This window comes from Variovorax gracilis, assembly GCF_030317115.1.
In the GTDB taxonomy this organism is placed as follows: Bacteria; Pseudomonadota; Gammaproteobacteria; order Burkholderiales; family Burkholderiaceae_C; genus Variovorax; species Variovorax gracilis.
The window spans coordinates 314,078-334,078 of record NZ_JASZYF010000004.1; the positions used below are offsets into that span (position 1 = coordinate 314,078).

The 20,001-nt window shown below is 66.1% G+C and carries 18 protein-coding genes; 11 read left to right on the forward strand and 7 right to left on the reverse strand.

The window, feature by feature from the left end:
* Window positions 1-25 precede the first annotated feature (25 nt).
* Together QTH97_RS11345 and QTH97_RS11350 are read right to left on the reverse strand one after the other, a co-directional pair.
* Window positions 26-997, reverse strand: a complete 972-nt coding sequence (locus QTH97_RS11345) for a Bug family tripartite tricarboxylate transporter substrate binding protein (protein WP_286568236.1) — start codon at window positions 995-997, stop codon at window positions 26-28.
* 39 nt (window positions 998-1,036) lie between these two features.
* On the reverse strand, window positions 1,037-1,753 hold the full coding sequence (locus QTH97_RS11350; RefSeq protein WP_286568237.1) for a GntR family transcriptional regulator: 717 nt from the start codon (window positions 1,751-1,753) through the stop codon (window positions 1,037-1,039).
* A 111-nt stretch (window positions 1,754-1,864) separates the two neighbouring features.
* Between QTH97_RS11350 and QTH97_RS11355 the strand changes: the two genes are divergently transcribed.
* From QTH97_RS11355 to QTH97_RS11375, 5 genes are read left to right on the forward strand one after another with little or no spacing between them, the layout of a single operon-like run.
* Window positions 1,865-3,055 (forward strand): CaiB/BaiF CoA transferase family protein, encoded by a 1,191-nt coding sequence (locus QTH97_RS11355; protein ID WP_286568238.1) that lies wholly within the window; start codon window positions 1,865-1,867, stop codon window positions 3,053-3,055.
* 1 nt (window position 3,056) lies between these two features.
* Window positions 3,057-3,866 (forward strand): enoyl-CoA hydratase, encoded by an 810-nt coding sequence (locus QTH97_RS11360; RefSeq protein WP_286568239.1) that lies wholly within the window; start codon window positions 3,057-3,059, stop codon window positions 3,864-3,866.
* A gap of 23 nt (window positions 3,867-3,889) precedes the next feature.
* Window positions 3,890-4,879, forward strand: a complete 990-nt coding sequence (locus tag QTH97_RS11365) for a quinone oxidoreductase family protein (RefSeq protein WP_286568240.1) — start codon at window positions 3,890-3,892, stop codon at window positions 4,877-4,879.
* A 25-nt stretch (window positions 4,880-4,904) separates the two neighbouring features.
* Window positions 4,905-5,876, forward strand: a complete 972-nt coding sequence (locus QTH97_RS11370) for a tripartite tricarboxylate transporter substrate binding protein (protein ID WP_286568241.1) — start codon at window positions 4,905-4,907, stop codon at window positions 5,874-5,876.
* 22 nt (window positions 5,877-5,898) lie between these two features.
* A complete protein-coding gene (locus QTH97_RS11375) occupies window positions 5,899-6,582 on the forward strand; it encodes a GntR family transcriptional regulator (protein ID WP_286568242.1) in 684 nt (227 codons plus the stop codon).
* A gap of 55 nt (window positions 6,583-6,637) precedes the next feature.
* Here QTH97_RS11375 and QTH97_RS11380 read toward each other — a convergent pair whose 3' ends face one another.
* On the reverse strand, window positions 6,638-7,420 hold the full coding sequence (locus QTH97_RS11380) for an IclR family transcriptional regulator (protein ID WP_286568243.1): 783 nt from the start codon (window positions 7,418-7,420) through the stop codon (window positions 6,638-6,640).
* A gap of 222 nt (window positions 7,421-7,642) precedes the next feature.
* On the opposite strand from QTH97_RS11380, the gene QTH97_RS11385 reads away from it, so the two are divergent.
* The 6 genes from QTH97_RS11385 to QTH97_RS11410 all read left to right on the forward strand — a co-directional run bounded on the left by QTH97_RS11385 (window position 7,643) and on the right by QTH97_RS11410 (window position 13,637).
* The gene (locus QTH97_RS11385; protein ID WP_286568244.1) at window positions 7,643-8,647 is read left to right on the forward strand and encodes a TRAP transporter substrate-binding protein; all 1,005 of its coding nucleotides are present in this window, start codon (window positions 7,643-7,645) and stop codon (window positions 8,645-8,647) included.
* Between the two features lie 23 nt (window positions 8,648-8,670).
* On the forward strand, window positions 8,671-9,114 hold the full coding sequence (locus QTH97_RS11390; protein WP_286568245.1) for a type II 3-dehydroquinate dehydratase: 444 nt from the start codon (window positions 8,671-8,673) through the stop codon (window positions 9,112-9,114).
* A 55-nt stretch (window positions 9,115-9,169) separates the two neighbouring features.
* Window positions 9,170-9,760, forward strand: coding sequence for a TRAP transporter small permease (locus QTH97_RS11395; protein WP_286568246.1), 591 nt, complete (start codon window positions 9,170-9,172; stop codon window positions 9,758-9,760).
* Window positions 9,757-11,037 (forward strand): TRAP transporter large permease, encoded by a 1,281-nt coding sequence (locus QTH97_RS11400; RefSeq protein ID WP_286568247.1) that lies wholly within the window; start codon window positions 9,757-9,759, stop codon window positions 11,035-11,037. Before QTH97_RS11395 ends, QTH97_RS11400 begins: the two co-directional genes overlap by 4 nt.
* A 35-nt stretch (window positions 11,038-11,072) precedes the next feature.
* On the forward strand, window positions 11,073-12,077 hold the full coding sequence (locus QTH97_RS11405) for a TRAP transporter substrate-binding protein (RefSeq protein WP_444813418.1): 1,005 nt from the start codon (window positions 11,073-11,075) through the stop codon (window positions 12,075-12,077).
* A 96-nt stretch (window positions 12,078-12,173) separates the two neighbouring features.
* Window positions 12,174-13,637 (forward strand): metal-dependent hydrolase family protein, encoded by a 1,464-nt coding sequence (locus tag QTH97_RS11410; RefSeq protein WP_286568248.1) that lies wholly within the window; start codon window positions 12,174-12,176, stop codon window positions 13,635-13,637.
* A gap of 15 nt (window positions 13,638-13,652) precedes the next feature.
* Here QTH97_RS11410 and QTH97_RS11415 read toward each other — a convergent pair whose 3' ends face one another.
* From QTH97_RS11415 to QTH97_RS11430, 4 genes are all read right to left on the reverse strand, one after another.
* Complete coding sequence (locus QTH97_RS11415) at window positions 13,653-15,296, reverse strand: bifunctional aspartate transaminase/aspartate 4-decarboxylase (protein ID WP_286568249.1); 1,644 nt, start codon at window positions 15,294-15,296, stop codon at window positions 13,653-13,655.
* Between the two features lie 41 nt (window positions 15,297-15,337).
* Window positions 15,338-17,026, reverse strand: a complete 1,689-nt coding sequence (gene aspT / locus QTH97_RS11420; protein ID WP_286568250.1) for an aspartate-alanine antiporter — start codon at window positions 17,024-17,026, stop codon at window positions 15,338-15,340.
* A 33-nt stretch (window positions 17,027-17,059) separates the two neighbouring features.
* Entirely contained in the window at window positions 17,060-18,772 is a 1,713-nt protein-coding gene (aspT, locus tag QTH97_RS11425; protein WP_286568251.1) for an aspartate-alanine antiporter, read from the reverse strand.
* A 155-nt stretch (window positions 18,773-18,927) separates the two neighbouring features.
* Window positions 18,928-19,968 carry a VWA domain-containing protein gene (locus QTH97_RS11430; RefSeq protein WP_286568252.1) on the reverse strand — a complete coding sequence of 347 codons (1,041 nt, stop codon included), beginning with the start codon at window positions 19,966-19,968 and terminating at the stop codon, window positions 18,928-18,930.
* Between the last annotated feature and the right edge of the window lie 33 nt (window positions 19,969-20,001).

Consider the following 20,001-nt stretch of genomic DNA (forward strand, 5'->3'; position numbering starts at 1 on the left):
GAAAGGAAAAAGAAGGCGCGGCGGGCTAGCTGTCGAGTTCGATCTTGCGGTCGCGTGCGAGCTTGGTCCATCGCGCGATGTCGGCGCGGATGTAGTCGGAAAACTGCTGGGGGCTCATCGGCATGGGCTCGACGGCCTCGACCGACAGCTTCTCGCGCAGGTCCGGCGCCTTGAGCACCGTGTTCAGCGATTCGTTGAGCTGGCGCACGACGTCGGCGGGCATGTTGGCCGGGCCGACCACGCCGTACCACTGCATGGCGTCGAAGCCCTTGAGACCCAGCTCTTCGAGCGTCGGCACGTCCGGCGCCGCGGGATGCCGCGTGAGGCCCGTGACGGCCAGCGCACGCACGCGCCCCGACTTGAGGTGCGGCATCGCTGCGGCAAGGCCCGGGAACATCACCTGCGTCTGCCCGCCCACGAGATCGGTGAACGCGGGCGCGATGCCGCGATAGGGCACATGCACCATGAACACCCCGACCTGCTGCTTGAACAGTTCCATCGTCAGGTGCGTGAGCGAGCCCGCGCCCGAAGAGCCGTAGCTGACCTTGCTCGGATTGGCCTTCACGTAGGCGACGAATTGCTTGAAGTCCTTGGCCGGCACATCGGCGTTGACCACCAGCACATTGGGCGTGCCGCCGATCATGCCGATGGCCGTGAAGTCCTTGACCGCGTCATAGGGCAGGCGCCGCGTGGCCGGGGCGGTGCCGTGGGTGGCGACGTAGCCTTGCATCAGCGTGTAGCCATCCGCAGGAGCGCGCGCGGTGTTCTGCGACGCGATCACGCCGCCGCCGCCGGCCTGGTTGTCCACGACGAAGGTCTGGTTCAGCACCTTGCCCCAGCGCTCGGTCACGGTGCGGCCAATCATGTCGCTGCCACCGCCGGCGGATACCGGCACGATGTAGCGGATGGGCTTGTTCGGGTAGCCCTGGGCGTGGGCCAGTCCGTGCAGCCCGGCGAGCGTCGGGGGCAGCGCGAGGACGAAGGCGCGTCGTTTCATGGTCTTGTCTCCTGGTTGTCTTGAAGGTGGGGCCGGTGGTCAGCCCGTCAGGCCCGAAAGCCGGATGTAGGCATCGCCGACATGGCGTGCCATGAGCCTTTCGCAGCGGGCGACATCGCCGTCGCGAAGCGCGCGGGCGATCGCCACGTGCTCGGCGATCGAGGCGCGCATGCCCATGTCCTGCGAAAGATTCTTCAGTCGCGAGAGGTGCAGCTTCTGCACTACTCCGCGGTAGGTGTCCGCCAGCGCGTGGTTGCCGGCGGCTTCGACGATGGCCCAGTGGAAGTTCAGGTTCTCGCGGTAGTAGCGCTGCACGTCGTGCGCGGCGAAGGCGGCGTTCATGTCGGCGATGGAGGCATCGAGCGCATCGGCCAGCGCGATGCGTGCCTCGTCGCCCAACCGTGCCGCGCGGCGGCCGGCAAAGCCGTCGAGCAGCCCGCGCATTTCGTAGAGGTCCCGCAGCTCTTCGGCATCCGGCTCGCGCACGAACACGCCGGCGTGCTTGCGGGCCACGACCAGGCCCGTGCTCTCCAGTTCTCGCAGCGCTTCGCGCACCGGCACCCGTGAGACCCCCAGGCGCGCGGCGATGTCCGGCTCGTTGATGCGCTGGCCCGTCGGCAGGTCGCCGCGCAGGATCATGGCCAGCATGTCGTCGCGGACCAGCTTGGCGAGGGGAATGTCGCGCACGGTCGAGAGCTGATCGGAGGGGAGGTCGGAGAGCCAGGGCAGCATGTGGAAGTCCGTTGTGGTCGGCATATCGTATACGACAGGCTCACAAAATGTCCACGCTTTTCATAAAAGTGTTGACACTTTGTTGATGGGTGCAAACAATCTAGCCCATCCAAAGGCCCTCCGAGTTCATCCCGAATGCCCCATCTGCCTGCCTCATCCGCCCTGCAACGCTTCCGCGTGGTCGACCTGACCCAGGTCCGTGCCGGCCCGACCGCTTGCCGCCAACTCGCTGACTGGGGTGCCGACGTCATCCAGGTTCAAATGCCCGAACACATGCGCGGCGACGACACCCTGGGCGGACAGGACGGCTCCGACTACCAGTACACGCATCGCAACAAGCGCTCGATCACGCTCAACCTCAAGGAAGACGAAGGCATTGCCACCTTGAAGCGCCTGATCGCCGGCGCCGACGTGGTGGTCGAGAACTTCCGGCCGGACGTGAAGTTCCGCCTGGGAATCGACTACGAGACCTTGGCAGCGGACAACCCGCGGCTGGTCTACGCCAGCATCTCCGGCTTCGGCCAGTCCGGTCCGCTCGCCACGCGCCCCGGCTTCGATCAGATCGCGCAGGGCATGGGCGGCCTGATGTCCGTCACCGGCCTGCCGGGCGACGGCCCGGTGCGCGTCGGCATTCCGATCGCCGACCTGTGCGCCGGCATCTTCGCGGCGCAAGGCATCCTCGTCGCCCTCCTGGAGCGTGAAGCGTCCGGCAAGGGCCAGTGGCTGCACACGTCGTTGCTGGAGTCGATGGTCTACATGATGGATTTCCAGACCTCCCGCTACCTGATCGACGGCGAAGTCGGGCACCAGGCGGGAAACTTCCACCCGACCAGCATCCCGACCGGTGTCTACAAGGCCCGCGACGGCTACCTGAACATCGCGGTATTCGGCTCCAAGATCTGGGAGCGCTTCTGCAACATCCTCGGCGCGCCAGAATGGATCACGGACGAGCGCTACCACGACAAGCCCTCGCGCTCGGTCAACCGCGATGCGCTCAACGCCGAGATCAACCGGCGTCTCGCCGAGCACGACCGCAGTCACTGGATCGAGCAGTTCAACGCCGGCGGCGTGGCCTGCGGCCTCATCAGCGACATGCGCGAAGTCTTCGCGGAGCCGCAGATCGAGCACCTCGGCATGGTCAAGGACGTCGTGTCGGCCCGCCTGGGCCCGCAACGGCTGGTCGGCCAGCCGATGCAACTGGAGCGCACGCCCAGCACCATTGCCCGCGCGGCCCCGCGCCGTGGCGAACACACGGAGGAAGTCCTGCTCGAACTGGGCATCGGCGCGGACGACCTCGACCGCATGAAAGCGACCGGAGTTTTTTGACATGTCGAATCCCACCTACGAATCCACCACGGAGCGGGTCCAGACCTGGCTCGACGGCAGCACGCTGCACATCCGTTTCAACAATCCGGCAAGGCACAACGCGCTGTCGGTCGACATGTGGGAAGCGGTGCCGCCGCTGCTGCACGTCGCGCAGGGCGACGACCGGGTGCGCCTCGTCGTGTTCTCGGGCGCCGGCGAGAAGGCTTTCGTCTCGGGCGCCGATATCTCGCAGTTCGAGGACATGCGCGCCGCGCGCGAGGCCGTGACCCGCTACGAGGCAATGGCCGAGGAAGCGCTGATGAGCATTCACGACTTCCCCAAGCCGACGCTCGCCTGCATTCGCGGCTACTGCATCGGCGGAGGCGTGAACGTGGCGATCAGTTGCGACATCCGCATTGCATCCGACGACTCGGTGTTCTCGATTCCGGCCGCTCGCTTGGGGCTGGGCTACCGCTATTCCGCGATGAAGAACCTGGTCGACCTGATCGGGCCCGGCGCAGCCAAGGACCTCTTCTTCACCGCCCGCCGCATCGACGCCGCGGAGGCGAAGGCGCTGGGCCTCGTCACGCGCGTCTCCACGGTGGCGGGGCTCGACGCGCTGCTGGCCGAGTACACGAACGCGCTGGCAGACAACGCCCCACTGACCGTGGCGGCGGGCAAGGCCATCACCCGCGAAATCCTCAAGCCCTCGCCGGAGCTGGACCAGGCCCTGTGCGCGTCCCTGATCCGCGGCTGCTTCGAGAGCGCCGACTACACCGAAGGCCGGACCGCCTTCATGCAGAAGCGCAAGCCGGTCTTCACGGGCCGATAGCGATGGAACAACGAGGAGATCGAATGATGCAGTCGTACTGGATGCAGATGACCGACGAGTCGACCGTGCTGGAGATGCGCGAGACGGCACCGCCGCAGCCCGGCCCGCAGCAGTTGCTGTTGCGCATGCACGCCGCGTCGCTCAATCGCGGCGAATTCGTGGCGGGGCATGGCCTGCACGGCCAGCCCGGCAGTTGGAAGGCGATTGGCGGAGAGGGTGCCGGCGAGGTCGTTGCAGTCGGGGCCGGGGTCACGCGCTTCAAGGCGGGCGACCTGGTCATGGGGCGGTGCTCCGGCGCCTTCTCCGAATACGCGCTGATGGAGGAGATCGAGGCGATGGCCAAGCCCGCCGGTCTGTCGTGGGAAGAGGCCGCCAGCGTCGCGCTGACCTTCCTCGTGTCGTACGACATGCTGGTGCTGCAGGGGCGGCTCCGGCCCGGCGAGTGGGTGCTGATCAACGGCGTGTCGTCCGGCGTGGGCGTCGCATCGCTCCAGTTGGCGAAGGTGCTCGGCGCCAAGGTGATCGGCACCTCGGGTTCGGCCGACAAGCTGGCGCGGCTGAACACCCTGGGCCTGGATCTCGCCATCTGCACGCGCGCTGCGGACTTCGGCGATGCGGTGATGCGGGCGACGGACCAGCACGGTGCCGACCTCGTCATCAACACGGTCGGAGGAACGGTGTTCGCGGAAGACATCCGTGCGATGGCTTTCGAAGGCCGGCTCGCCACGGTGGGCTACGTCGACGGCGTGGTGCATGCCGAGCTGGACCTCGCGGCCCTGCACGCCAAGCGGCTCACCGTGTTCGGCGTGTCGAACAAGCTGCGCAGCAAGGCACAGCGCGCGGCAGCGATTCCGGGTTTCGTGGCGGACGTGTTGCCGCACATCGCGGCCGGCCGCATCCGGCCGCAGATCGACAGGGTCTACGACTTTGCGCAACTGAAGGAAGCCAAGGCGACCATGGAAAGCGGCGGCCATGTCGGAAAGATCGTGCTGCGCATGCCGGCCGCGGCCTGATCCCAAGAACAACAGGAGACAAGACATGAACATCAACAAGATCGTCCTCGCAGTGGGCCTGTGCGCGCTCGGAAGCGTTGCGTGGTCGCAGCCCGGGGACTATCCGAGCAAGCCGATTCGCCTCGTTATCGGCTTTGCGCCGGGTGGCGCGGCCGACTACGTGGCACGCGCCATGAGCGAAGCCTTCGGCAAGGCGCTCGGGCAGCCGGTAGTGGTCGACAACAAGCCGGGCAACGGGTCGAGCATCGCGGCGGAACTGGTCGCCAAGGCGCCGGCCGATGGCTACACGCTGCTGATCGCGAGTCCGAGCAGCATCTCCGTCAACCCGGCGCTCAATCCCAAGCTCTCGTACACGGCGCGCGACCTCGCGCCCGTGACGAAGATGACGACTTCGCCGCTGGTGCTGGCAGTCAACCCTTCCACCGGCATCCGCTCGGTCGCCGACCTCATCGCGGCGGCGAAGAAGGACCCCGGCAAGCTCAACTACTCGACCTCGGGCAATGGCTCGGCCCCGCACCTGGGTGCCGCGCTGTTCAGCCAGGTCACCGGCGCGGAGATGACGCACATCCCCTATCGCGGCGGCAGCCTGGCGATCCAGTCGGTGATGGCGGGCGATACCCAGCTCACCTTCGGCACCTCGCCCTCGGTGCTGCCCATGGCCAGCGGCGGGCGCCTGCTCGCGCTGGCCGTGAGCACGCGGGAGCGTTCGCCGCTGGTGCCCAACCTGCCGGGCATGAAGGAGGCGGGGCTGCCCGACTACAACCTCGAGTTCTGGTACGGCATGTTCGTGCCCGCCGGCACGCCGCCGGCCATCGTCCAGAAGATCTACAACGCGACGGTCGCCGCGATGCAGCAGCCTTCGGTCAAGGCCTCGCTGGCGCGCGATGGGACCGAGGTGTCCATCTCGTCATCGCCCGAGCAGTTCAGCAGCTTCCTGGCCGAGGACGGAAAATTCTGGGTCAAGCTGGTGAAGAGCGCGAACGTCAAGGTCGAGTGAGGGTCTGAAGTTAGGATTGCGCATGCCTCCTCCTTCTTCCAGCACCCGTGGTTCCGCCCTGTCGGAGGGCATCGTCAGCGAGCTCAAGCAACTCATCTACACCGGCGAGTTCAAGCCGGGCGAGCGGCTCAACGAAGCGGCCCTGGCCCTGCGCATGGGCACCAGCCGTGGTCCGATCCGTGAGGCGATCAAGGTGCTGGCGGGGCTCGGCATCGTCACGGCTGTCGCCAATCGCGGCGTGTATGTGCGGCAGTTGTCGCTTCGCGAGATGGTCGAGATCTACGAGTTGCGCGCGCTCATGTTCGGCTATGCGGCAGAGCGCGCCTGCGAGCACCTGACCGAAGAGACCAAGAAGCAGATGGAAGACCTGCTGTCCGCGATGGACGCCGCCTGCGAAGCGGAAGACGGCACGCTCTACTACGAGCTGAACCTGCAGTTCCACGCCCTGATCCTCACGCTCTCGAACAATCGCCGCGCCCACCAGGCCTACGACGATTACGTGAAGGAGTTGCACCTGGTGCGGCGCAAGTACTTCAACGCGCCGGGCAACATGCGCCGATCGAACGTGGAGCATCGTGCGATCTTCGATGCGATCGCGGCATCGAACCGCGCTCGTGCGCGCGCGGCAGCCGAGCGCCATGTGCTGGCCGGCCGAGAGCGGCTGCTGGCGAACTTCGGCGACCCGCTCTCGCTGCAGGGCGCCTGACGCGCAGCCAAGCCCAGCGCACTGTCGAAGGCAGGGCGAGCCTGGGGGCGAGCTTTCAGGCCCTTCGCTTGAACATGGCCGAGCCACCGCTGGCCAGGGCGACGTCATAGGCGGTCGCAAGCAGGGCAGGGGCGAGTGCGAGCATGCGTTCCTCCGTCAGCCGCACCGATGGACCTGCAATGGTGATCACGCCGATGGCCGCGCCGTTGCCGCTGCGCACCGGCGCGGCCATCGCCGCCATGGCGGGCGCAAACACCTCGTTGATCATGCTGAAGCCGCGCTTGCGTGCCGCCCGGATGTAGGCCAGCAGGGCCTTGACCGTGGTCGGCGCCTTGGGGCCGAAGTCTTCCGGTTTGCCGAAGCCCTGCTTGGCGACCAGCTCCAGGGCTTGTTCGTCCGTCATGGTCGAGAACCACGCATGGCCCGCGGAGCTGCATGACAGGTTGACGGAAAGGCCCATGTCCGGGTCGTAGCGCAAGCCGTGCGTCGCGCCCTGCGCCTTGGCGACGAAGGTCAGCTCGTCGCCGTCCACGACCGCCAGCCGCACGAGTTCGCCCGACTCGGCGGCCAGCCGGTCGAGCAGCGGCTGCGCGACATCGACGATGCCGCTGTTGCTCAGGAAGCTGAGTCCCAGCGACACCAGCTTCATGGTCAGGGTGTAGTCGCCGTGGCGCTGGTCCTGCCGGACATAGCCGTTGCGCACCAGCTCGGCCAGAAGCCGATGGGTGGCGCTCAGTGGCATTTCGAGGTCGGCGGCCAAGGCCGACAGTGCACTCCCGCCAGGGTGCCGTGCCAGGTGCTCCATCAGTTTGAAGCTGCGTTCGAGTATTGAGCTCATGGAATCTCTTGGGGACCGGTGGACCGGCATGCGTCGCGACGACGTTGCCGGATCGGAGCATGACCCTAATCCGGTTCGTTGGCATTTTGTAAAGTGTTTTCACTAATGGAAAGTTTTTCCACTAAACGAATATCATCGCGCCGTTTTCCGGCGGCTCGTCCTTTCTCTTCTTCGTCCGAGGACGTGCTGCTGTTTGTCGACCTTCCACATATGGAGACTGTCTTGAGACTTCTTTTCCGCACCCTCGCAGTGGCCGGCCTGACCCTCGCCATGGCCGCACCGGTCCTCGCACAGGAGCACGAGCGCGTCATCCGTTTCGGCCACCTCAACAACGCCGACCACCCGGTGAGCTTCGGCGTCAAGCGCTTCGCCGAGCTGCTGGCGGCCAAGAGCGGCGGCAAGATGAAGGTGCAGGAATTCCCGGCCTCCCAGCTCGGCAACGAGATGCAGCAGCAGTCCGCGCTGCAGGGCGGCGTGCAGCAGATGTCCGCGCCGGCCACGACCTCGCTGGCCGGTATCGTCAAGGAGTTCGGCCTGGTCGACTTCCCCTTTGCCGTCGCCAACTTCGCGCAGGCGGATGCGCTGCTCGACGGCCCGCTCGGCCAGACGCTGATCTCCAAGCTGCCTGAAAAGGGCCTGGTCGCGCTGGGTTACTGGGACCTCGGATTCCGCAACGTCACGAACAGCAAGCGGCCGATCGGCAAGCCCGAGGACCTGGAGGGCCTCAAGATCCGTGTGATCCCGAACCCTGTGTTCCTCGAGACTTTCAAGGCCTTCAAGGCCAACCCGGTGCCGATGCCTTTCGCGGAGCTCTACGGTGCGCTCGAGGCAAAGGCCGTGGACGGCCAGGAAAACCCGTTCTCGGTGATCCTGTCGAACAAGTTCTTCGAAGTGCAGAAGTACCTGAGCGCGACCAACCACGTCTATGCGGCCAACATCGTGCTCGTCAGCAAGAAGTTCTGGGACGGTCTCTCGCCCACCGAGCAGAAGTGGATGCGCGAGGCCGCCGATGAAGCGCGTGGCTACCAGCGCCAGGTGAGCCGTGCGGCGGCGCAGCGTGCCGTGGGCGACCTGCAGGCCAAGGGCATGCAGTTCAACGAAGTCACGCCGGCCGAGCAGGCCCGCATGCGCCAGATCGCGAAGCCCGTCATCGACAAGTTCGCGGCCAGCTACGACCCGGCGGTCGTCAAGCTCTACAACGACGAGCTGGCCCGCATCCGCAAGTAAAGAGCCGCACCGGCAAGCACCCCATGAAGATCCTCGTATTGCACGGCCCCAACCTGAACCTGTTCGGGCGCCGGGAGCCCCACATCTACGGCAAGACCACTCTGGCCGAGATCAACGCGCGCCTCGAAAAGCTGGCGCTTGACCTCAACGTGACGCTGGAGATCATCCAGTCGAACCACGAGGGAGACCTCATTGACTTCCTGCACAAGAACATCGACGAGGCGCAGGGTGCGCTGGTCAACCCGGCGGGATTGACGCAACATGGCGTCCCGCTGCACGACGCGATCAAGGCCATGCCCTTCCCGACGCTGGAAGTCCACATGTCCAACATCGCGGCGCGCGAAACGTGGCGTGCGCACTCGATCATCTCGCCGGCCGTGAAGGGCACCATCCAGGGCCTGGGACCGCAGTCCTACCTGGCTGCGCTCCGCGCGCTGGTCGAGATCCAGCGCGACGCCGGAGCCTGATGCGCCCGCAAGCGGTCTGAGCTCGTGGCCCGGGATTCACAGAGAGACAAACAACATGAATCGATGGATTGACCGATGCTGCACCGGCATCGAAGCAGTGATCGCCTTCTTCCTCGCGGTGATGGTGGTGCTGGTGTTCGGCAACGTGGTGCTGCGCTACGGCTTCAACTCGGGCATCACCGTGTCCGAGGAAGTCTCGCGCTGGCTCTTCATCTGGGTGACCTTCCTTGGCGCCGTCGTGGCCCTCAAGGAGCACGGCCACCTCGGAGTCGACATGGTGGTGCAGAGGCTGCCTCCCGCGGGCAAGAAGATCTGTCTTGCGCTCGGCCACCTCGTCATGCTGTACATCGTCTGGCTGCTCTTCCAGGGTAGCGTGGCCCAGGCCCGCATCAACTGGGATGTCACGGCGCCCGTCACCGGGGCGTCGATGGCGGTGGTCTATTCGTCGGGCATCGTCTTCTCGGTGCTGGCCGCGTTCATCCTGGCGCTCGACCTCTACCGGCTGCTGACCGGGCAGATTGCCGAGAAGGACCTCGTCATGGTCCAGGAGTCGGAAGAGGCCGTGCAACTGCAGCAGATCCTCGGCTCGGCATCGGAGCCCGAGAAAGCGTCCGCCCCTGAATTCGCGCACGGGAGCAAGAAATGACCATCCTTGTCTTCGTGGGCTCCCTGCTCCTCGCCATGGCGATGGGCATTCCGATCGCTTTCTCGCTGCTGGCGAGCGGCGTGGCGCTGATGTGGCATCTGGACTTGTTCGATGCACAGATCCTTGCGCAGAACGTCATCGGCGGTGCCGACAGCTTCCCGCTGCTGGCCGTTCCCTTCTTCATGCTGGCCGGCGAGATCATGAACGTCGGCGGGCTGTCCAAGCGCATCGTCGATTTCGCGCTGGCACTGGTCGGCCACGTGAAGGGCGGGCTGGGCTACGTCACCATCCTGGCCGGATGCCTGCTGTCGGCGTTGTCGGGCTCGGCGGTTGCCGACGCGGCTGCGCTCACCGCCTTGCTGCTGCCCATGATGGTCAAGGCCGGGCACGACAAGGCGCGTGCCGGCGGGCTGATCGCGGCGACCGGCGTCATCGGCCCCGTCATTCCCCCGAGCATCGGCCTCGTGATCTTCGGCGTCGCGGCCAACGTCTCGATCTCCAAGCTCTTCCTCGCCGCGATCGTGCCGGGCCTGCTGATCGGTGCCGCGCTGTGGCTCACCTGGGCGTGGCTCGTTCGTCGCGAAAAGATCATTCCGCCGCCGCGCAAGTCGCCGGCCGAGATCCTGACCGCGTTCCGTCGCGCCCTGTGGGCACTGATGCTGCCGCTGATCATCCTGGTGGGCCTGCGCATGGGCGTCTTCACGCCCACCGAGGCGGCCGTGGTGGCTGCGGTGTACGCGCTGTTCGTGTCGACCGTGATCTACCGTGAGCTGACCTGGAAGGATCTGCACAGCATCTTCGTCGGCGCGGCGAAGACCAGCGCCATCGTCATGTTCCTGATCGCCGCCGCGATGGTGAGCGCCTGGCTCATCACCGTGGCCGACCTGCCGTCGAAGGTGGTCGGGCTGCTGCAGCCCTTCATGGGCAACAAGATCCTGCTGATGTTCGCGATCATGGTGCTCGTGATGATCGTGGGCACGGCCATGGACATGACGCCGACCATCCTGATCCTCACGCCCGTGCTGATGCCGATCGTGAAGGCCGCAGGCATCGACCCGGTGTACTTCGGCGTGTTGTTCATCATCAACAACTCCATCGGCCTCGTCACGCCGCCCGTGGGCACCGTGCTCAACGTGGTGGCCGGCGTAGGGAAGATATCGATGGACGACGTCACGCGCGGTGTGGTGCCATTCATGATCGCGGAGTTCGTGATCATGTTCATCATGGTTCTGTTCCCGTGGTTGGTCATATGGCCGGCGAAGCTGTTCGGCGGTTGAGCTGATTTCCCAAAAACTCTAGAGGAGACTCGTCCATGTCCCGTTTCATCCAGAAGACGCTGTTGGCAGCCGTCGCCGTGCTCGCGATGACCACCGCTGGCGCCCAGGTCAAGGAGCGCACGCTGAAGTTCGCGTTCCAGAACCAGACCGGCCATCCCCAGGCGCAAGGTGCGCAGAAGTTCGCAGACCTGGTGGCCGAGAAGTCGGGCAAGAAGATCACGGTCAAGCTCTTCCCCGGCGGCTCGCTGGGCGGGGACTTGCAGACGGTCTCCGCGCTGCAGGGCGGCACCGTCGAGATGACGGTCCTCAACGCCGGCATCCTGACCGCGCAGGTGAAGGAGTTCGCCGCGTACGACTTCCCCTTCCTCTTCAACAACGGACAGGAAGCGGATGCGGTCACCGATGGCCCCTTCGGCCAGAAGCTGATGGCGAAGCTCGAGGAGAAGGGCCTGCACGGTCTCGGCTACTGGGACCTGGGCTTCCGCAACCTGACGAACAGCAAGCGCCCGATCGCGAAGGCCGACGACATCGCCGGGCTGAAGATCCGCGTGATCCAGTCGCCGATCTACATCGACCTCTTCAATACGCTGGGCGCCAACGCAACGCCGCTGCCTTTCCCCGAGCTGTACTCGGCGCTGGACCAGAAGGCGGTGGATGGGCAGGAGAACCCCAACACCGTGATCCTGTCTTCCAAGTTCGCCGAGGTGCAGAAGCACCTCACGCAGACGCGCCACATCTACAACCCGCAGGCGCTGATCGTCAGCAAGAAGACCTGGGACGGCATGAGCGCCGAGGAGAAGAAGATCATCAGCGACGCCGCGACCGAAGCGACGACCTTCCAGCGCCAGGTGTCCCGCGGCGCTGCCGACAGCGCGCTCGAAGCCCTCAAGACGGCCGGCATGACCGTCACCGAGCTGCCCCCGGCCGAGATGGCCAAGCTGCGCGAGAAGGTGAAGCCGGTGATCGAGAAGTACACGGCTTCCGTCGGCGACGCCACCGTCAAGGAACTGATGGCCGAGATCGCCAAGGTCCGCAAGTAGGAAGCCGCTTTCGTTCGCCTTGGCATCCAGCGCCGGTGACGGCAGACTCGGGGACGTCGGAAATGCGTTTCCCTTGGCAAGCCCTGGAGGTCATCGATGTATGCCTGCGAATCCATGGCGGACGGTTCGGCGGTCAGCCGTGCCATCTGCCTTTGTCATCGGCCCGAGGTCGGGAGGCTGACCCGGCTCATCAACGCGGACCTGTCGAGGCGCGGCTTCGTCGCCGGCGTGGCTGCCTCGGTCGCGGCGCTGGGGCTTCCGTTCGGCGCCGGCGCGCAACCCGCGCAGGCCACCCAAGCACGGCCCATCGTCCTGACCAATTTCCGCCTCTTCGACGGCAAGGGTGCGACGCTGCGCGACGGTCTTCACCTGGTAGTCGAGGGCGACCGGATCAAGTCGGTGGGAAGCGGCGCGCCGCCAGCGCCTGAAGGCGCCCAGACGATCAGCTGCGGCGGACGCGTCATCATGCCCGGGATGATCGACGCCCACTGGCATTCGCTGTTCGCTGCCTTGCCGCTCCAGGTGCTCCTGCAAGGAAACATGGGGTTCATCCATGTGGCGGCGAGCGGGGAGGCCCAGCGCACGCTGTTGCGGGGCTTCACGACGGTGCGTGACCTGGGAGGGCCGGCCTTCGCGTTCAAGCTCGCGATCGACCAGGGCCTGACGCCGGGCCCGCGCATCTATCCTTCGGGCGCGATGATCACGGGCAGCGGCGGGCACGGCGACCTGCGCCCCCTGTCCGATGTGCCGCGCATCCCGGGCGGCGCCCTGAGCTTCACGGAGCAGACCGGCGCCGCGGCCATCGTCGACAGCCCGGACGAGATCCGGCTGCGCGTGCGTGAGCAGCTCACGCAGGGCGCGTCGCAGATCAAGCTGGTGGGCGGCGGCGGCGTCTCCTCGCCGCGCAGTCCGCTGGACCTGACGACGCTCTCCGAGGCGGAGTTGCGCGCAGGCGTGGAGGTCGCGAAGGACTGGAACACCTACGCCACCGTGCATGCCTATGCGCCGCAGACCGTGCAGCGTGCCATCGCCGCGGGTGCCCGCTGCGTCGAGCATGCGCACCTGATGGACGAGACGACCGCGAAGATGATGGCCGACAAGGGCGTGTGGCTGAGCATCCAGCCCTTCCTGTCGGAGGAGGACACGGGGCAATTGACCGGCCCGAACCGCGTGGCCGCGCTCCAGGTGTTCGCGGGAACCGACAACGCCTACAGGCTGGCCAGGAAATACAAGATCAGGACCGCGTGGGGATCGGACATGCTGTTCAACCCGGCCTTGGCCCTCCGCCAGGGCACGATGCTGACGCACCTGACGAAGTGGTACTCGAACGCCGAGATCCTCACCATGGCCACGTCGACCAATGCGGAGCTGCTGGCCCTTTCAGGGCCGCGCAATCCCTATCCGGGCAGACTCGGCGTCATCGAGGAAGGCGCGTATGCGGATCTGTTGCTGGTCGACGGCAATCCCCTCGAGAACATCGCGCTGCTTGCGAATCCCGACAGCAGCCTCCTGATCGTCATGAAGGACGGCAGGATCCACAAGAACGCGCTGAAGTCCTGAGCCGCAAGCGCGGCTCTACTTCTTGCCTTTCTTTGCGGACTTTGGCTTGCCGCTGCCGGACGCGCCGCGGCTGTCCAGTCCCTGCTGCTGGAAGCGCTCGAAATACTCGGAGGCCATGCCGCGGATGGACTTGCCGATGTTGGCGTAGTCGTACTCGTTGAGGTTGGCCAGCGACACGCGCCCCGACGCATGCTCGCTGCCGAAGCCCCGGCCGGGCAGCAGCACGACGCCGGTGTCCTGCGCCAGCCGGAAGAGTGCCTCGTTCGGCCTGAGCTGGGTGAGCAGCCATTTCGCGAAGTCCGCACCATGCATCTGCGTCGCGATGTCCTCCATGTCCAGCAGATGGTAGTAGCGCACGGAGTTGGGATCGAACACCATCGGGATGCCCAGCTCCCGATAGAGCGCCTGCTTGCGGCGCAGCACGATGCGCTTCATCGCCGCCTTGTAGGCCTGCGGCTCGTCCATCAGCGAGAAGAGCGAGAACATCACCATTTGCGCCTGGACCGGCGTCGACAGACCCGCCGTATGGTTCAGCGCGACGGTACGGCTGTCGGCCACCAGCCGGTCGATGAACTTGAGGGCGCGGGGCTCGGTGGTGATGGAGCAGTAGCGCTCGTCGAGTTCCTTCTTCTGCGCCTCGGACAGGGCGGCGATCCTCTGGTCGAGGATGTTGCTCTCGTGCGTGGCGACGACGCCCATGCGCCAGCCGGTCGCGCCGAAGTACTTGGAGAAGGAATACACGAGGATCGTGTTCTGCGGGCACATGGCGAACAGCGATATGAAGTTGTCGGCGAAGGTGCCGTACACGTCATCCGTGAGGATGATGAGGTCCGGGCGCTTCCGGACGATCTCCACGATGCTGGCGAGCACCTCGTCGCTCATCTTCACCGAGGGCGGGTTGCTCGGGTTGCACAGGAAGAAGGCCTTGACCTTCGGATCCAGCAGTTTCTGCAACTCCTTCGTGGTGTACTGCCAGTTGTTCTCCGGCTCCGCCTCGATGTTCAGCTCGACGAGCCGGTAGTCGTTGAGATGGGGGATCTCGATGTACGGCGTGAAGATCGGCATGCCCAGCGCGATGGTGTCGCCGGCTTCGATCAAGTGGTTCTCGCGCAGGCTGTTGAACAGGTAGGTCATTGCAGCCGTGCCGCCTTCGACCGCATACATGTCGAACTTGCCCACGAAGGGGTGCGTTCCGATCATCTCGCGGTGGATGTACTGGCCCACGATGATTTCGCTCAGGCGCAGCATTCGGTCCGGCACTGGGTAGTTGCAGCCCAGGATGGCCTCGCACATCTCGTAGATGAAGTCGCCGGCCGACAGCCCGAGTTGGTCGCGCACGTAGGAGACCGCGGCCTCGATGAAGCGCACGCCCGGCCGCGAGCGGTGGGTCTGAGTGAAGATCTCGAAGCGCGCCTCGATGCCCTCGCGTTGCGGGAAGCCGCCCACGTCCTCCATGTAGACGTACGAGCGCTCGGACTCGGTCATGGCGAAAAGGCCGAACTGGAAGAAGCCGTGGCGCGGAGTGGTCGCCAGGAAATTCGGGTTGCCGCGGCCGGCGTTCAGCATGAGCCGGTCGCCTTCCGATGCGACCTTGATCAATGCATCCTTGAGTTCGAAGGGGCTCAGGCTGCCCAGTTTCTCGACGTCGCTGAAGTCCATGGCTTGCTCCTGGTTTCGGGAAAGAAGAGGGGTGCGTGCGCTCACGCCAAGGCGACGATCAACGGACCGAGCAGGGTCAGGAATACGTTGGCGAGCGCGTAGGTGATTGCGAAGGGCACGGTCGGCATGGAGTTCTCGGCCTTGTCGAGCACCTCGCCGAAGGCCGGGTTGGCGCTGCGCGAGCCCGACAGCGCGCCCGCGAAGGTCGCCACGTTGTCGTAGCGCAGCACGTAGCGGCCGAACAGCATGGTGATGATCATGGGCACGATGGTCACCACCACGCCTACGCCGAAGATCGTCAGTCCGTGCTGCTTGATCGTCTCGACCGCCTGCAGGCCGGACGACAAGCCCACGACCACCACGAACCCGGCGAGCCCGAGATCCTTGAGAAGTTGCACCGCGCCCGCCGGCAGTGCGCCGAAGGTCTGGCGCTTGGCCCGATACCAGCCGAACAGCAGGCCCGAGAGCAGCGCGCCGCCGCCGCTGCCGAGCGTCAGCGGGATGTCGCCGAGCTTCACGCTCACCAGGCCGATCAGCAGGCCCACCACGAGCCCGGCGCCCAGGTAGACGAAGTCGGTCTTCGTGCCCTGCACGATGATCTCGCCGATGCGCGCCGACACGCGCTTCACGTCCTGCTCGGCGCCGAAGATCGAGACCAGGTCGCCGACCTGCACTACCGTGTCGGGCTTCATCGGCAAGTCCTTGCCCATGCGGCTGATGTTGACCACGAAGATGCCGTGCCGCGCGCCGCCCGCGGTCTCCACGGTGATCTGCCCGACCGTCTTCTTGTCGAAGCTCTTGTTGGTCAGCACGATCTCGCGCTTCTGCATGGTGAGTTCCATGCCATCGACGTCGTAGAGCTCCCTGCCCATCAGCGGTGCGCTGGCGACCACCGCCTCGCGCCGGCCGACGACCAGCACCACGTCGCCTTTCTGCAGGCGCAGGTCGGGGCCGACCTCGATGAACTTGCCGGCGCGCTTGACTCTCTCGATGGTGATGGCGGTGGTCGGCGTCGCGTACTCAATCTCCGCCACCGTGCGCTTCGGATCGGCGGTGAGTTCATAGATGCGCCCCACCAGCGAGGGCGCCGCCGCCTGCTGGTCCGGCCCCAGTGCAGCCACGCCGGCCTGCATTGCGGTTTCAGCCGCGATCGCGTCGTCGCGGATGGAGCGGCCCATGAACTTCGGCAGGATGTTGACGCACACGATGATGGCGCCGAAGGAGCCGAACACGTAGGTCACCGCGTAGCCGATCGCGACGTTGCCCTGCAGCCGCGTCGTCTCGTCCGCGGAGAGGCCCAGCTTCGCGATCGCGTCGCCGGCCGTGCCGATGATGGCCGATTGCGTGAGTCCGCCGGCCGCGACGCCCGCCGCAAGGCCCTTGTCCAGGCCGCACAGCTTGGCCATGACGATCACCGTCGCAAGGCCGGTGATGGCCAGCACCGCCGCGAGCACGATCTCCTTGAGCGAGCGCTTGCCCAGCGAACTGAAGAACTGCGGGCCGCTCTCGAAGCCGACTGCATAGATGAACAGCGCGAAGAGCACCGCCTTCACCCCGTCGTCGACCTTCACGCCGACCTGGCTCACGACCACCGCGACCAGCAGCGAACCGGCCACGCCGCCCAACTGGAACTTCCCGAACTTCAGCTTGCCGATGTAGTAGCCGACCGCCAGGGAGAAGAAGAGCGCCATTTCAGGCGAGCGCTTGAAGAGGTCATTCAGCCATTCCATATGCCGGTTCCTTTCGGGTCGGGGTGTGGCGATTCACTTCATCTGCAAGGCACCCACGATGCCGACGATCAGTGGTCCCATCAAGGGCAGGATCACATTGGAGATCGCATAGGTGATCGTGTAGCCCAGCAGCGGCGTCGTGTTGCCGGCCACGTTCTGCACGGCGCTCAGCGCCGGCGTGCTGCACTGCTGGCCGGCGATGGCGCCCAGCAGCACGGGCGTCTCGATCTTGAGCACGCGGCGGCCGACGAAGAGAGAGAGGGTTGCCGGCACGATCGCGATCGCGATGCCCAGCAGAGGCAACGCGACGCCGAACTTGCGGATCAGCGTCAGTGCCTGCGGGCCGGACGCCAGTCCCACGCAGGCAATGAAGGTGGCGAGCCCGATGTCCTTCATCAGCGCCAGCGCGTCTTCCGGAATGCTCAGGCGGTGCGGATTGCGGGCCTGGTACCAGCCGAAGGCCAGGCCGGTGAGCAGCGCGCCGCCGCCGGTCCCGAGCGAGAAGGGAATGCCGCCCAGCTTGATGCTGAAGCCGCCGATGAACACGCCGAGCAGGATGCCCGCCGCCATGTAGCTGATGTTGCTGCGCACGGAATGGACGACGCGCACGCCGAAGAGAGGCACCACCTTCGCCATGTCGGCGGCCGGCCCGTAGAGCTTGAGCACGTCGCGCCGCTGGAGCTTGAGTTCGGGCAGCAGCGGCATCGCGTGGCCGTCGCGCACGACGCCGACCACATGCACGTTCTGCGGCAGGCGCGGAAGCGGGCCGAGCGCGCCGGTGCGGTCCGCCTTCAGGTCGCGCAGCTCGCGGCCGATCCAATCGCGCTGGGTGAGCATCGCCTCGACGTTCTCGACCACCACGTCGAAGGACGTGGTGTCGGCGAACTCCCGGCCCAGCAGGCCGGCAATGTCGACCATGGCGCCGCGCTGGCCGATCACCAGCACCTGGTCCCCGGCTTCGAGGCGCAGCGACGAGGTCACGTCCGGTAGCGTGTCGCCGCGCTTCACGCGCTCGATGCCGGCACGGCGCTTGAACGGGTCCATCAGCTCCGCCACCGTGCGCCCCTGGGCTGTCGTCACCTCGAACACGCGCCCCACCATGTCGGGCGCGGCAGGCAAGGCGCCGTCGTCGTCGCCGCCGCCCATCGCGCGCCAGAGCTTGTCGGCCTCCTCGCGCAAGTTGACGCGCAGCAGCAGCGGAAAGACCTGGCTCGTGGCGACGACGATCGCGATCAGCCCGAATACGTAGGTGATCGAATAGGCCGTCACCACGTTGGCCTGCAACTGGCGGATCTCGTCAGGCGGCAGGGCCAGCTTGGAGATGGCGTCGGTCGCGGTGCCCACCACTGCCGATTCGGTTGCGGCGCCGGCCATCAGCCCGGCGGCGGTGCCCTGGTCGAAGCCGAACAGGATGGTCGCCCCGACCACGAGTCCGATCACCACGACGACCTCGATGAGGCAGAGCAGGCCCATGCGGAGGCCCTTGGCGTCGAGGTTGGCGAAGAACTGCGGGCCGCCCGCATAACCGAGCGCGAAGATGAAGAGCATGAAGAAGGTGTTCTTCACGCTGTCCGCCAGCGTGATGCCCAACTGGCCTACGAGCAGCGCGACGATCAGCGTGCCGCAGACGCCGCCCAGCTGGATCGGACCGAATCGGATCTGGCCGAAGGCGTAGCCCAGGGCGAGGACCGCGAAAAGCGCGATTTCCGGATGCGTTCGCAGGATGTCGACGAGGTCACTGAACACGAATACTGATTCCCCTGCCTCCGCCGCCGTGTCGCGGCCATGGCTCCCTTGCCTCGGCATGGACTGCCGAGGCGATGGAATTATTGCGGGGGGATCGCGCGATGCCTACCTGCTCAAGGGGCAGCCGTCGCTGCACCAAAGTGCAATGGCGATCGCTAGAGGATGCGGTTGAACCAGAGCAGCGACAGCCCGGCCGAGAGCAGCGCCAGAGCGGCGGCGCCCATGGCGAAGAGGGCGGAGATCTCGGTTTCCTTCTTCTCGACCGTCAGGCGCGAGCTCAGCGTGTTGTAGACCTTCTTCAGGTCGTTCGCGGTGCCTGCATAGAAGTATTCCGCCTGCGTCTTGTTGGCGATGGCCTTGAGCGTTTCCTCGTCGAGCCGCACGCGCATCGACCAGCCCTCGAAGCCGATGGTCTCGCCGTCGACCGTGCCGATGCCCACGGTGTAGACACGTACGCCCCGCTCCGCGGCCACCTTGGCGGCATCGAGCGGATCGACGCCGGTGGTGCGCTGGCCGTCGGTCAGCATGATGATCGCGGCCGACGTGTAGGAACCCGGCGGTACCGGGGTGAATTCCTTTGGAGGCGCCTTGCCCGCGCGATCGATGGGTACACCGCGCTCCCGGCTTTGCGGACCGAAGTCCGAGATGTCGATGCCGGCGTCGGGGAACAGCGTCGCGAGCGAGACGACGATGGCGTTGCCGGTCGCTGTCGCGCGCTGCAACTGGAACGAGTCGATCGCGGTGACAAGGTCCTCGCGGTTGGTGGTCGGCAGCTGCGCGACCTGCGCGCTGCCCGCGAACGCGACGATGCCGACCTTCACGGTGCGCGGCAGTTCCTTGATGAAGCTCTTGGCAGCCTCTTGCGCCGCGACGAGGCGGTTGGGCAACACGTCGGCCGCGCGCATGCTGCCGGACACGTCCATCGCCAGGATGATGGTCTGCTGGTTCGACGGCAGCACGACCACCGCCATGGGCCGCGCAGCAGCGATCAGCATCGCGACCAGCGCGAGCAAGAAGAGGAGGGGCGGGATGTGCCGACGCACGGCCTGGCCGGCGCCCATCGCCTCGCGCACGATCGACAGGCTCGCGTAGCGCAGCGCCAGCTTCTTCTTGCGGCGCATCAGCCAGACATACAGCAACACCAGCAGCGGTATCGCCGCCAGCAGCCAGAGGAATTGAGGCCAGAGAAAAGTCATTCGGAAACCTCCGCGCTTCGCGCCGCGGCGCGA

Coding starts and splice junctions, on each gene's coding strand:
- QTH97_RS11370 (WP_286568241.1), top strand. CDS start 4,905: ATGAACATCAACAAGATCGTCCTCGCAGTGGGCCTGTGCGCGCTCGGA.
- QTH97_RS11360 (WP_286568239.1), top strand. CDS start 3,057: ATGTCGAATCCCACCTACGAATCCACCACGGAGCGGGTCCAGACCTGG.
- QTH97_RS11400 (WP_286568247.1), top strand. CDS start 9,757: ATGACCATCCTTGTCTTCGTGGGCTCCCTGCTCCTCGCCATGGCGATG.
- QTH97_RS11390 (WP_286568245.1), top strand. CDS start 8,671: ATGAAGATCCTCGTATTGCACGGCCCCAACCTGAACCTGTTCGGGCGC.
- QTH97_RS11365 (WP_286568240.1), top strand. CDS start 3,890: ATGATGCAGTCGTACTGGATGCAGATGACCGACGAGTCGACCGTGCTG.
- QTH97_RS11410 (WP_286568248.1), top strand. CDS start 12,174: ATGTATGCCTGCGAATCCATGGCGGACGGTTCGGCGGTCAGCCGTGCC.
- aspT (WP_286568250.1), bottom strand. CDS start 17,026: ATGGAATGGCTGAATGACCTCTTCAAGCGCTCGCCTGAAATGGCGCTC.
- QTH97_RS11345 (WP_286568236.1), bottom strand. CDS start 997: ATGAAACGACGCGCCTTCGTCCTCGCGCTGCCCCCGACGCTCGCCGGG.
- QTH97_RS11355 (WP_286568238.1), top strand. CDS start 1,865: ATGCCCCATCTGCCTGCCTCATCCGCCCTGCAACGCTTCCGCGTGGTC.
- QTH97_RS11380 (WP_286568243.1), bottom strand. CDS start 7,420: ATGAGCTCAATACTCGAACGCAGCTTCAAACTGATGGAGCACCTGGCA.
- QTH97_RS11375 (WP_286568242.1), top strand. CDS start 5,899: ATGCCTCCTCCTTCTTCCAGCACCCGTGGTTCCGCCCTGTCGGAGGGC.
- QTH97_RS11405 (WP_444813418.1), top strand. CDS start 11,073: ATGTCCCGTTTCATCCAGAAGACGCTGTTGGCAGCCGTCGCCGTGCTC.
- QTH97_RS11350 (WP_286568237.1), bottom strand. CDS start 1,753: ATGCCGACCACAACGGACTTCCACATGCTGCCCTGGCTCTCCGACCTC.
- QTH97_RS11430 (WP_286568252.1), bottom strand. CDS start 19,968: ATGACTTTTCTCTGGCCTCAATTCCTCTGGCTGCTGGCGGCGATACCG.
- QTH97_RS11395 (WP_286568246.1), top strand. CDS start 9,170: ATGAATCGATGGATTGACCGATGCTGCACCGGCATCGAAGCAGTGATC.
- QTH97_RS11415 (WP_286568249.1), bottom strand. CDS start 15,296: ATGGACTTCAGCGACGTCGAGAAACTGGGCAGCCTGAGCCCCTTCGAA.